The organism is Methylophilus sp. Leaf408 (genome assembly GCF_916856905.1).
Taxonomy (GTDB): Bacteria; Pseudomonadota; Gammaproteobacteria; order Burkholderiales; family Methylophilaceae; genus Methylophilus.
This window is the reverse complement of sequence record NZ_CAKASK010000001.1, coordinates 2,231,389-2,243,534: the sequence shown is the minus strand read 5'-3', so window position 1 is coordinate 2,243,534 and position 12,146 is coordinate 2,231,389. Positions and strand designations below refer to the sequence as shown.

The 12,146-nt window shown below is 48.5% G+C and carries 10 protein-coding genes; 1 reads left to right on the top strand and 9 read right to left on the bottom strand.

Annotation, left to right across the window (positions count from 1 at the left end):
- Window positions 1-152: 152 nt before the first annotated feature.
- Entirely contained in the window at window positions 153-1,847 is a 1,695-nt protein-coding gene (locus LPA26_RS10485; RefSeq protein WP_055830721.1) for a TrkA family potassium uptake protein, read from the bottom strand.
- Window positions 1,848-1,856: 9 nt separating this feature from the next.
- Window positions 1,857-2,231 (bottom strand): DUF6394 family protein, encoded by a 375-nt coding sequence (locus LPA26_RS10480; RefSeq protein WP_229008252.1) that lies wholly within the window; start codon window positions 2,229-2,231, stop codon window positions 1,857-1,859.
- A gap of 66 nt (window positions 2,232-2,297) precedes the next feature.
- Here LPA26_RS10480 and LPA26_RS10475 point away from each other — a divergent pair, with 66 nt between their 5' ends.
- On the top strand, window positions 2,298-3,095 hold the full coding sequence (locus tag LPA26_RS10475) for an SDR family oxidoreductase (protein WP_229008251.1): 798 nt from the start codon (window positions 2,298-2,300) through the stop codon (window positions 3,093-3,095).
- Window positions 3,096-3,192: 97 nt separating this feature from the next.
- Here LPA26_RS10475 and ettA read toward each other — a convergent pair whose 3' ends face one another.
- From ettA to atpD, 7 genes are all read right to left on the bottom strand, one after another.
- Entirely contained in the window at window positions 3,193-4,857 is a 1,665-nt protein-coding gene (gene ettA / locus LPA26_RS10470) for an energy-dependent translational throttle protein EttA (RefSeq protein WP_229008250.1), read from the bottom strand.
- A 145-nt stretch (window positions 4,858-5,002) separates the two neighbouring features.
- On the bottom strand, window positions 5,003-5,467 hold the full coding sequence (locus tag LPA26_RS10465; RefSeq protein ID WP_229008249.1) for an Hsp20 family protein: 465 nt from the start codon (window positions 5,465-5,467) through the stop codon (window positions 5,003-5,005).
- Window positions 5,468-5,587: 120 nt separating this feature from the next.
- Window positions 5,588-6,808, bottom strand: a complete 1,221-nt coding sequence (locus tag LPA26_RS10460; RefSeq protein ID WP_229008248.1) for an EAL and HDOD domain-containing protein — start codon at window positions 6,806-6,808, stop codon at window positions 5,588-5,590.
- 115 nt (window positions 6,809-6,923) lie between these two features.
- Window positions 6,924-8,759 (bottom strand): glutamine--fructose-6-phosphate transaminase (isomerizing), encoded by a 1,836-nt coding sequence (glmS, locus tag LPA26_RS10455; protein ID WP_229008247.1) that lies wholly within the window; start codon window positions 8,757-8,759, stop codon window positions 6,924-6,926.
- Between the two features lies 1 nt (window position 8,760).
- Entirely contained in the window at window positions 8,761-10,131 is a 1,371-nt protein-coding gene (glmU, locus tag LPA26_RS10450; RefSeq protein ID WP_229008246.1) for a bifunctional UDP-N-acetylglucosamine diphosphorylase/glucosamine-1-phosphate N-acetyltransferase GlmU, read from the bottom strand.
- Between the two features lie 67 nt (window positions 10,132-10,198).
- Complete coding sequence (locus tag LPA26_RS10445; protein ID WP_229008245.1) at window positions 10,199-10,624, bottom strand: F0F1 ATP synthase subunit epsilon; 426 nt, start codon at window positions 10,622-10,624, stop codon at window positions 10,199-10,201.
- 73 nt (window positions 10,625-10,697) lie between these two features.
- Window positions 10,698-12,134 carry a F0F1 ATP synthase subunit beta gene (gene atpD / locus LPA26_RS10440; protein WP_055830708.1) on the bottom strand — a complete coding sequence of 479 codons (1,437 nt, stop codon included), beginning with the start codon at window positions 12,132-12,134 and terminating at the stop codon, window positions 10,698-10,700.
- Window positions 12,135-12,146: the final 12 nt, after the last annotated feature.

Below are 12,146 nucleotides of genomic sequence, written 5' to 3'. Positions count from 1 at the left end.
ACTTTGAAAACGCACTCGGTGCGGAGATGTTGCTATTATTTGTTTCAGCAAAAATTCAGTCATGCCGAAAATTTAAATCTGATGGGTGTGAATTCTTTGTGAATTTGACAAAACTTCACCTATTAATTTTATATTGTTGATTTTTTAAAACTTTAATTTTTTGATTTTAACCAGCGACCTATCCAGGTTTCTGGCATTTCGGTGCCGGTGACGATGTAATGCAAGGTTTTGATGTCATGCATGACATAACGTTGTATCGACTTTGCCTGGTCCATTCCACAGCATAAGATCTTGTCACCCAATTGCAGCGGAGTAGAAAGCTCCGGTAACATGGACTTTTGCTCACCGCGCACCAGCATTAATGGTACTACCGGCATTTCGTGCCGCTTGCCGGAAGGACTCGTTACTAGGTGTTTGAGGGTAGGTTGCAGGCCTTGCCGCATCAACGCGCACACGGCAAAAGCCATCTCGTCTCCTATCGTGATATCCCAGGTATCCGGCACTTGCTCGCCTAATTTGGAAACCAGTTGAGCAATCACCGCATTGGCCCAGGCATTGGTTTGATGCCGTGCAGTCGCCAGGAATTCAGCCAGCATCGGTGAGACCATATAAGACAAACAGGTATGCGCAATCACGTCACTCGGCTGCATGGTGATATCGGCATTAAAGTGCTGGAACAAGGGGTCGTTGTGACGCTTGTTTTTGCGGATAATCACAAACAATTCCGGATTCACCTCCTGCGCCGTCATGACGATCGACAGGTTATTAATATCATTGTCAGTCCCAGCCACAATGCCAACTGCCTGTTCCACACCTGCTTGCTGGAGGATATGTGACTCTACGCCGCTGCCAACAATACAGTGCTCACATTGTGTACCTTTAGGATCCGCTTCAATAATGGTGACATCCACCACATCCTTTTGCAGGCTATTGACTACCGATTTGCCGAAACGGCCAAAGCCACAGGCAATCCATTTGCCTTTAGGGATTGCGGCCGGTGGTTCTATCGCATCGCCCGGTGCCCTGGTCAGCCATTCGTGCAACAGGTAAGTGCCCAGCGCATTCAAGCGCATCGCCAAATGCTCACCAAAAATCTTGTATGGATTGATAATATGGTCGGTACCGAATGATGCCATATTGGCCGCCACCACATCATTTTCTACCCTGGCCAGCACCGGCAGCTCTGGTTTGATCAATTTCACTGCCACTGAAATGGCCAGGTTGGCATGATCGTCATCAGTTAATGCCGCCACGCCCCTGCACATAGGATTTTTGATTCCGGCGTATAGCAAAACTTCTGACAATTTCGCATCTGCGCACAAATGGGGCACATAGAACTGGTATTCATTCATGCCAAGTTCATTTATCCGTTCGGGATTGATTTCCAGTACTACTACCCGTAGTTCATTTTTATCCAGCGCACGCACCAGCTCGCTGCCCGTTTCACCATAGCCGCAAATCAGGTAAAAAGGTTCCATCAGATTACAGACATCGCGCTGGAATCTGGCGGTTTTGATTGCCTGCTGCAGGGAAGCCTCCTGGAACAAACCAATAATCGCCCCGATAGCATAGAACCAGGCAATCACTGTGAAATAAATGGAGAAGGTCATCCACATGCGTTGATGACCGGTGAACGGGTAGGGGATTTCTCCAAAACCTATCGTGGTGGCGGTATAGCTCAGGATATAAAATGCATCGAAAAAGCTCAGGTGATAAGGCCGGCCTTGATCATCAATTCCGGAAATCAGCACAAAGCCAATCAGTGCAATCGCGTAGCTGATGATCACCATCAACAGCGGCGCACGCATGCGCCGCAAAATCAGGAAAATGATCTGATTGAGGTTCATGCTGAGATACTAGCGGCGCAGGGTAACGGTTTCGTAGATCAGTAGAATCACGGATGTGATATTGGCCAGAAAAGCACCACCCGACAGTGATACAACGCCGACAATCACTTCTGGCGCTGCGGCCTGGGTGCCGGCTGCGGTCCAGATAATGGCAGCGGCAATCAGCTGCAGATCTGCAACTAGGCTGGTCGCCAGGTGAATGGCGCCAATCTGGGTGCGGTCACCAAACTTAAGTACCGTCGCAATGAGGTTGACCACAATGGCCGCATATAACTCATAGTGCAAATGGTGTTGGGGATTATCAATCTGGCCGACAAAAAAACCGAAGTTAAGCGTCATGGCCAAAATAATAAAAAACCCAAAAATCACTTTTTCCAGATTCATGATTGTTTCCCCGTGTTGTTTTATGGCATTCTAACCCAACCATTTTTTTCTGTAAGATTTAAGCCAGTGTCTTCTCAACTTCATATCGTTATTACCGGCGCCTCGAGCGGTATCGGGCAAGCCCTGGCAAAGGCGTATGGCCGGCATTATGGCGCAGAATGCACACTGACACTCATAGGCCGTAAACAATCCGCGTTGGATAGCCTGCGAAATGAAATAATGACTGCGTACGGCAGCCAGGTGCATGTCTATGTCGCTGACGTGCGTGATGTTGAGCGCATGCAAACAATTGCCAGCGAGTTGTTGGCAAATGTTGGCACACCCCATATTGTGATCGGCAATGCCGGTGTCAGCCGCGGTACGCTGACAGAATACCAGGAAGACATTCCCGCCTTCCAGGCCGTGTTTGATACCAATATGATGGGCCTGGTGCATACCTTCCAGCCCTTTATCAATGCAATGAAAAAATCCGCAATGCAAGGTTTACCTGCGCAATTGGTAGGCATCGCGAGCGTGGCTGGCATCCGTGGCTTGCCGGGGTCAGGGGCTTACAGTGCAAGTAAAGCCGCAGCGATTACCTATCTTGAAAGCTTGCGCGTGGAAATGCAGTCAAACAATATCTCCGTGACTACCATCGCACCCGGCTATATCCGTACCCCTATGACGGATATTAATACTTATCCCATGCCATTTCTGATGGAGGCAGATGTATTTGCCAACAAAGCTATCCATGCTATCGCTGCACAAAAACGCTTTACCGTGATTCCCTGGCAAATGGGGATTGTCGCCAGACTGATACGTTTACTGCCTGCGGGTTTGTGGGACTTCATTATGAAAAAAGCCCCGCACAAGGCGAGGCTTTGACTATCTTACCTTTGAACAATATAAAGATATGCCAAATGACGGAAATCTTCGTAGCCGATTACAAAAAAGCCCATTCGAGTGAATGGGCTTTTTATTTTTAACGAGCAATGGGTTTGTAACGGATGCGTTTAGGTTTGGCGCCTTCTTCACCCAGACGTTTTTTCTTGTCGGCTTCGTATTCCTGATAGTTACCGTTGAAGAACGTCCATTGCGAGTCACCTTCCGCAGCCAGAATGTGAGTCGCAATCCTATCCAGAAACCAGCGGTCATGCGAGGTCACCAATACGCAACCGGAAAACTCCAGCAACGCATCTTCCAGTGCACGTAGCGTTTCCACATCCAGGTCGTTTGAAGGTTCATCAAGCAGCAACACGTTGGCACCGGAAATCAGGGTTTTCGCCAGATGCAAGCGGCCACGTTCACCACCGGAAAGTTGACCAACGATTTTCTGCTGGTCACCGCCTTTAAAGTTAAAACGCCCAATGTACGCGCGGCTTGGCATTTCAAATTTGCCAACATTCAGCATATCCAGGCCACCTGAAATCACATCAAATACCGTTTTGTTATTATCCAGGCCCTCGCGACTTTGATCTACAGCGGCTAATTTTACGGTAGGGCCGGTGATGATCTCTCCACTATCCGGTTGCTCTTGGCCTTGCAACATACGGAACAGGGTAGATTTACCGGCACCGTTAGGGCCGATCACGCCTACAATCGCGCCGGGAGGAATACTGAAAGACAGGTTATCAATCAGCAGGCGGTCACCAAAACCTTTGGAGACATTATTGAATTCAATGACCTGGTTGCCCAGGCGCTCACCTGGCGGAATAAAGATTTCCTGCGTTTCGTTGCGGCGTTGATATTCGACGCTGGACATTTCTTCGTAACGGGCAAGACGCGCCTTGCTTTTGGACTGGCGGGCTTTAGCACCTTGACGCACCCATTCCAGCTCTTGTTTCATGGCTTTGCGATGGGCATCTTCCTGTTTATGTTCCTGTGCCAGGCGATCTTCTTTTTGCTCCAGCCAGTTTGAGTAGTTGCCTTTCCAGGGGATACCTTCGCCGCGATCCAGTTCCAGAATCCATTCAGCGGCATTATCCAGGAAGTAACGGTCATGCGTGACGGCAACCACAGTTCCAGGGAAGCGCACCAGGAACTGCTCCAGCCAATCGACAGATTCGGCATCCAAATGGTTGGTCGGCTCGTCCAGCAGTAACATGTCCGGCCGGGATAATAACAGCTTGCACAAAGCGACACGGCGCTTTTCACCGCCAGACAATGGATCTATCTTGGCATCCCACGGTGGCAGTCGCAACGCATCGGCGGCAATTTCCAGCTGCTGCTCAACATCACTGCCGCTAGCTGTCAGTATATTTTCATACTTGGCTTGCTCCTCCGCCAGCTTGTCAAAATCCGCATCCGGCTCGGCATAGGCTGCATAGATCTCTTCCAGCTTTTGCTTGGCTTCCATCACAGCGCCAAGGCCAGATTCCACTTCCTGGCGCACCGTTTTTTCAGGGTCAAGCTCAGGCTCCTGCGGTAAATAGCCAATCGACAGATTGGGCTGCCATTGCACTTCGCCTTCGTATTCTTTGTCGGCACCAGCCATGATGCGTAATACAGTCGACTTTCCGGAGCCGTTCAGGCCCAGCAGGCCAATTTTGGCGCCCGGGAAAAATGACAGGGAAATGTTTTTAATAATCTGCCGCTTAGGAGGCACGATTTTGCTCACGCGGAGCATGGACATGACATATTGGGCCATAAGATTGACAAGCCTTCAAAATTTTCTAAAAACGTATTTTAATACGCATCACTGAAGTGCGCTTGCTTAAACGTAACCGAATCCGGGTATTGAAGTGCAGATATGAAAAAAGGGCCCGGCGGGCCCTTTTTTAACTAGCCGCTAATCAGGCAGCTTTTTGCTCAATGAAATTTGAAACATTGGATTGGACCTGCGTGCCGATTTCAATCTTGCGCGGCTTGAGCGCTTCCGGAATTTCACGCACAAGAGCGATACTCAATAAACCGTTTTCGAGATTGGCGCCGGTCACTTTGACATGGTCTGCCAATTGGAATTTATGTTCAAAATCGCGATTGGCTATACCACGGTGCAGGAAAGTGGTTTCCTGTTCTTTCTTGGCTTTGCGGCCAGTCACACGCAAGGTTTGATGTTCGGTTTCGATCTCCAGCTCGTTTATCTGGAAGCCGGCGATGGCCATCACGATTTTGTAGGCATTTTCATCGACCAGTTCAATGTTATAGGGTGGATAGCTGATTTCGTTTTCACTACGCTGGCCGTCATTAAGCATTTTTGCTAAACGATCAAAACCAATAGCGGTGCGATAGAGGGGAGTTAAGTCATAAGTACGCATACGTTTATCCTTTTAAAAATTAAGCGATTAACTGATTCACAGACCTCAAACTGCAAGCATCTGTACTTTCAATATGGGAATTCGCTGTTTTTTTTCAAGAGGATAAAATGTATCTGCTTTTTAAACGCCCAACTTTTCTGTCCAGGCCAGGGCTTCCATATGGCACTGGTTGACCTTATCCGGATTCAGCTGCAGCATTTCTGCCAGGTGCAGTATTTCCTTGCTATTAGCGTCTTCACAGGCTTCGGTCAGTTTGAGGAAAGGGCCGAAAATACCTTCGCGCCTGGTCAATGCATCCATGATTGACTCTGGTAACTGTAACTTATCCAGGATGTCTTCCATAGGGACTTTCAGCATGACATCCAGCAAAGAAAATACGCCAACCACAAACAGGTTGTCGCGATCGCTTTTCTCGAAGAAAGGCTCACCCAGTAATTCGGTCAGGCGACCACGGGTAATGGAAGTTTTCATCAATGCGGGGGAGGTGCTGTTATTACCCGCCGTGACCATCAGCAGCGTCAGCCAGCGGTACAACTGGTTACGCCCGAGTATGGTTAAAGCGTGGCCAATCGACTGCACTTCACAGGATAAGCCAAAACCCACTGAGTTAATGTAACGTAGTAATTTGTAGCTAAGGGTGGTGTCGCGCTTAAAACCGTTTTCTATCGATTTATTGTCCGCATCCTGGCTGACCAGGTTTAATAAATTCAGCACGCCTTCAAAGCTGGGGTTGATCACCTTCGCATTCAGGTTTTCCGGTCTGGCATAAAAATAGCCTTGGAACTGCTGATAACCTGCCTCTTGCAGATTCTTGAATTGGGCGTTTTGCTCAACTTTTTCTGCGATTAATTTGCAATTTGGCTTTTGGTATTTTTTCAGCCAAGTCCTGGCTTCTTCAATATTCACATCGCGCATATCCAGCTTGATGTAATCTGCAATCGGCACCAAAGCTTCCAGGTGTGGATGGCGTTGCGGGTTATCCAGCGCGATTTTGAATTTGGCTGTTTTCAACGCCTGGCAGCGTGCAATAATTTCTGGGGTGATATTGACCTCGTGCACAATCTCCAGCACCGTTTTTTCAGCAGGCATCAACTCCAGGAACTCGCTAGCCAGCATGACGTGATCGACATTGATAAATGCCAGCTGCTGGCCCAATAGCCAGCTTTCATGCATTTCATCCATGGCGGTGGAGAGAATTTTGGCGCAGGTCTGAATATCTTCTTCAAATGGGGTATCACTGCCATCAGACTCTTTTCTGAAAAAGAATTCATAGCCAATGATTTCCTGCTTATCATTAACAATAGGCTGGCGCCCGATAATACTTTGATGTGTTGTGGTCATGACTACATTCCTCATTAGCACTGCTTTCCAGTGCCCGGTGACAAGTCTAATTGAGAGCAATCTATTTCTTATCTGCAAAAAAGCCCCAATTGCAGGGGCTTTTCACGGTTTGTAACTATTCTACTGTGACGCTCTTGGCCAGATTGCGGGGTTTATCCACGTCAGTACCTTTAAGCAAGGCCGCATGATACGCCAGTATCTGCACCGGAATCACGTGCAAGATTGGTGATAACACCCCGACATGGCGGGGTGTACGAATCACATGCACGCCTTCGGAGCCATGGAAATGACTGTCAGCGTCCGCGAATACGAACAATTCGCCACCGCGTGCTTTGACTTCCTGCATATTGGATTTCACTTTTTCCAGCAGTGCATCGTTAGGCGCAATCACTACCACCGGCATATTACTATCGACCAAAGCCAGCGGGCCATGTTTCAATTCACCTGCCGGGTAAGCTTCGGCATGGATATACGAAATTTCTTTAAGCTTGAGTGCACCTTCCATTGCAATCGGGAAATGAATGCCACGCCCCAGGAATAAAGCATGCTCCTTATCGCCAAATCTAGCCGCCCATTCGCGGATTTGCGGTTCAAGGTTAAGCGCAATCTGCACGCTGCTTGTTAATTGGCGCAAGTCGGTCAGGTAAGCCTGTTCTTGCTCCATTGCCAGTAAACCGCGTTCTTTAGCCAGCGTTACCGACAGCACAAACAAAGCAATCAACTGTGTTGTGAAAGCTTTAGTACTGGCAACACCAATTTCAGCGCCGGCACGTGTATAAAAGATGAGTGAAGAAGCACGCGGGATGGCACTTTCCTGGACATTGCAAATCGCCAGGGTATGCGTATGCCCGAGTTTCTGGGCATGCTTGAGAGCTTCCATGGTATCCAGTGTTTCACCGGATTGCGAGATAGTGACCACTAACTGTTTAGGATTAGGCACTGACTCGCGATAACGATATTCACTTGCAATTTCTACCGATGTCGGGATTTTAGCGATGCTTTCCAGCCAGTATTTGGCTGTCAAACCCGCGTAATAACTGGTACCCGCGGCCAGGATCAAAACGCTATCTACCTGCTGGAACGTCGCGGAAGCTGCAGTACCAAACAACTCACTTCTAAAGGCTCCATCATCAATCAGCGCCTCTATGGTATCGCTGATTGCGCGAGGTTGTTCGTGGATCTCCTTCTGCATGAAATGACTGTACGGGCCAAGCTCAAGTGAGGCGAGAGAAACATCGCTCATATGCACTTTACGTTGGACGATGTCACCTTGCTTGTCATAGATGACCACTGCGTCGGTGCTTAAAGTAGCGACGTCACCGTCTTCCATGTAAATGACTTTACGTGTCGCAGACAACACCGCAGACACGTCAGAGGCTACAAAATTTTCCTGTTCTCCCAGTCCAATCAGTAACGGGCAACCGAGGCGGGCAACCACTAATTGCCGGGGATTATCCAGGGCGACCACGCTGATGGCATAAGCGCCGGTTAATTCTGTAATCGCTTGTTGAACCGCTTTCAGTAAATCTTTGGTTTGCTGATAGTAGTGATGCACGAGGTGCGCAATCACTTCGGTATCTGTTTGTGAATAAAACTGATAGCCCAAAGCAATCAGGCGATCGCGTTGTTCATCGTGGTTTTCGATAATACCGTTATGTACTACAGCAATTTGCGCATTGTCCTGCGCTGGCGAGACATGCGGATGTGCATTCTGCTCGGTGACGCCACCATGGGTAGCCCAACGCGTATGCCCGATGCCAATATGGCTTTCCAAGCCACGGGATTTGTTCTCAAGCTCAGCCACACGCCCAACCGAGCGTACGCGCTCAATTTGACTGTTCAGCACGGCTATGCCTGCTGAGTCATAGCCCCTGTACTCAAGACGGCTCAAGCCCTCGATCAATAATGGAACAATATTCCTGTTTGCAACCGCACCGACGATGCCACACATCTTATTTTTTCACCTTTTGTGGACGTTTCCATCCTTGAATTGAACGTTGCTCTCTTGCACGACACAGGGTCAGCGAGTCAGCCGGGACATTTTTAGTAATGGTAGAACCTGCTGCAATGGTTGCGCCTTTTTCTACTGTGACTGGCGCCACCAGTTGGGTATCTGAGCCTACGAATACATCGTCTTCTATGATGGTTTTATGTTTGTTCGCGCCATCATAATTACAAGTAATGACACCGGCACCGATATTCACGTTGGCACCGACTTCTGCATCGCCGACATAACTCAGGTGATTTATTTTACTGCCAATGCCGACTAGCGCATTTTTCAGTTCTACAAAGTTACCAATATGGGTTTTTTCTGATAACTTTGTACCCGGGCGCAAGCGAGCAAATGGACCTACGCTACTCTCCGCGCCCACTGTTGCATCTTCAATATGCGTAAAAGCGGCCAACTTGGTGCCTTTTGCAATGGTGGCTTGCTTGATTACACAATTCGGGCCGATATGAACACCATCTTCAACCGTCACATCGCCTTCAAAGATACAATTCACATCAATAATCACATCACGACCACAAGTTAAATTACCACGAATATCGATGCGCTTGGCATCCAGCAAAGTCACCCCATGCGTCATTAATGCTCTGGCTTTACGGCTCTGGAATTCACGCTCAATATCATGTAAATCCAGCTTGGAGTTGATACCGGTCACCGACCAGGCATCTGCGACCACTTGTGGTAAAACCGTGCGGCCTTCTTTCACAGATAGCGAAATAATATCGGTCAAATAATATTCTTTTTGTGCATTGTGGTTAGAAATTTGTGACAGCCAACTTTTTAGCTGCGCATTTGGCATTGCCATGATGCCGGTATTCACCTCTTGAATAGCCCGTTGTGCTTCGCTGGCATCTTTATGCTCAACAATCGCCAGCACTTGCTCATCGGCATTACGCACGATACGGCCATAGCCGGTCGGGTCATCCTTGATAAAAGTCTGCACGACTAAATGCTGACCTGCCTGTTGCAACATTTCACGGCAAGCATCTACATCTACTAAAGGCACATCGCCTAGCAGTATCAACGTAGAACCGTTATCTGCCAGCAAGGGCAGGGCTTGTTGTACGGCATGACCGGTGCCCAATTGTTCTGCCTGTAACACCCAATTCAAATCTTCACCAAGCGTTTGCTGCTGCACCTGCTCACCACCAAAACCATACACAACAATGATTTTCTTCGGGTCAAGTTTTCGTGCCGCATCAATCACATGATGCAAAATCGGCTTGCCACCGATGGCATGCAATACCTTAGGCAGGTCGGACCGCATGCGCGTGCCTTTACCGGCGGCCAGGATAATAATGTTCAGGTCGGTCATAGTGTTATTTTAGCTCAGAAACAAAAAAGGCGACTCGAGAGTCGCCTGTTATTTTGTTTGCTATTTCTTAATGTACAGATTTACGTAATTTTTGGATTGCCTGTATTTGAGCCACCGCTTCAGCCAGTTCAGCTTGTGCTGTTGCATAGTCAATTTCTGAAGAACGATTTCTCAACGCTTCTTCAGCCGCTTCTTTAGCAGCAATGGCTTTGGCTTCGTCCAGATCCTGGCCGCGAATGGCAGTATCAGCCAACACAGTGATCACGCCTGGTTGCACTTCCAGCATGCCGCCAGAAATAAAAATCAGGGTTTCTTCTTTATCAGCAGCTTGCTTGATACGCAAAGCACCTGGCTTGATGGTCGTAATCATAGGCGCATGGTTTGGGTAGATACCTACTTCACCGCCGCCTGCTGGTGCCACGACAAATTCAGCTTCGCCGGAGAAGATAGACTCTTCAGCGCTTACTACATCGATATGCACAGTATTTGCCATAATGTTCTCTTTTCTATTTCACTGAAATTCATTAAACAAGCAGGTGAAAACCACCTGCCTGTATAACAAATGATTAGTTCAGTGTTTTAGCTTTCTCAACAGCTTCTTCGATACCACCCACCATGTAGAACGCTTGCTCAGGCAAGTGATCGTATTCGCCGGCAACAATCGCCTTGAAGCCTTTGATGGTTTCTTTTAATGGTACGTACTTACCTGGTGCCCCGGTAAATACTTCAGCCACGTGGAAAGGTTGTGACAGGAAACGCTGGATTTTACGTGCACGGCCTACAGACAGTTTATCTTCTGGAGATAACTCGTCCATACCCAGAATCGCGATAATGTCGCGCAATTCTTTGTAACGTTGCAGAGTAGACTGCACTGAACGTGCGACGTTGTAGTGCTCTTCGCCAACAACCAGTGGATCCAGCTGACGTGAGGTTGAATCCAGTGGATCAACCGCCGGGTAGATACCCAGGGAAGCAATGTCACGTGACAATACAACTGTAGAGTCCAAATGCTGGAAAGTGGTCGCTGGTGATGGGTCGGTCAAGTCATCCGCTGGTACGTATACCGCCTGGATAGAAGTAATGGAACCCACTTTGGTTGAAGTAATACGCTCTTGCAGGCGGCCCATTTCATCAGCCAGGGTAGGTTGGTAACCTACCGCTGAAGGCATACGGCCCAGCAACGCAGATACTTCAGTACCGGCCAGTGTGTAACGGTAGATGTTATCCACGAAGAACAATACGTCACGGCCTTCGTCACGGAATTTTTCAGCCATGGTCAAGCCGGATAAAGCAACGCGCAGACGGTTGCCTGGAGGCTCGTTCATCTGACCGAACACCATGGCTACTTTTGATTCTTTCATGTTGTCCAGCTTGATCACGCCAGCATCTGCCATCTCGTGATAGAAGTCGTTACCTTCACGGGTACGTTCACCCACACCGGCAAACACGGACAAACCGGAGTGCTGTTTAGCAATGTTGTTAATGAGTTCCAGCATGTTCACGGTTTTACCTACACCGGCACCACCGAACAGACCAACTTTACCGCCTTTAGCAAACGGGCAAACCAGATCAATCACCTTGATGCCTGTTTCCAGCAAGTCTACAGATGGAGACAGTTCTTCAAAAGCCGGGGCTTTCTGGTGGATAGAACGGAATTCTGTAGAATCGATTGGACCCACTTCGTCGATTGGGCGACCCAATACGTCCATGATACGACCCAAAGTACCTTCACCAACCGGCACGGAAATCGCACCGCCTGTGTTTTTAAATGCGGTACCACGTGCAAGACCGTCTGAGGAACCCATGGCGATGGTTCGCACCACGCCGTCACCCAGCTGTTGTTGCACTTCCAGTGTTAAACCGGCTTCTGCATTGGAGTTTTTATCATCAATGATCAATGCATCGAATACTTTAGGCATTTGATCGCGTGGAAATTCCACGTCAACCACAGCGCCAATACACTGCACTACTTTACCTGTTACTACTTGATTTGCCTTTGCCATTTTCTTTTCCTA

What these genes read in the sequence shown, in the direction of transcription:
- LPA26_RS10485 (WP_055830721.1), bottom strand. Translation starts at nt 1,847, where the DNA reads ATGAACCTCAATCAGATCATTTTCCTGATTTTGCGGCGCATGCGTGCG.
- LPA26_RS10480 (WP_229008252.1), bottom strand. Translation starts at nt 2,231, where the DNA reads ATGAATCTGGAAAAAGTGATTTTTGGGTTTTTTATTATTTTGGCCATG.
- ettA (WP_229008250.1), bottom strand. Translation starts at nt 4,857, where the DNA reads ATGGCCCAATATGTCATGTCCATGCTCCGCGTGAGCAAAATCGTGCCT.
- LPA26_RS10465 (WP_229008249.1), bottom strand. Translation starts at nt 5,467, where the DNA reads ATGCGTACTTATGACTTAACTCCCCTCTATCGCACCGCTATTGGTTTT.
- LPA26_RS10460 (WP_229008248.1), bottom strand. Translation starts at nt 6,808, where the DNA reads ATGACCACAACACATCAAAGTATTATCGGGCGCCAGCCTATTGTTAAT.
- glmS (WP_229008247.1), bottom strand. Translation starts at nt 8,759, where the DNA reads ATGTGTGGCATCGTCGGTGCGGTTGCAAACAGGAATATTGTTCCATTA.
- glmU (WP_229008246.1), bottom strand. Translation starts at nt 10,131, where the DNA reads ATGACCGACCTGAACATTATTATCCTGGCCGCCGGTAAAGGCACGCGC.
- LPA26_RS10445 (WP_229008245.1), bottom strand. Translation starts at nt 10,624, where the DNA reads ATGGCAAATACTGTGCATATCGATGTAGTAAGCGCTGAAGAGTCTATC.
- atpD (WP_055830708.1), bottom strand. Translation starts at nt 12,134, where the DNA reads ATGGCAAAGGCAAATCAAGTAGTAACAGGTAAAGTAGTGCAGTGTATT.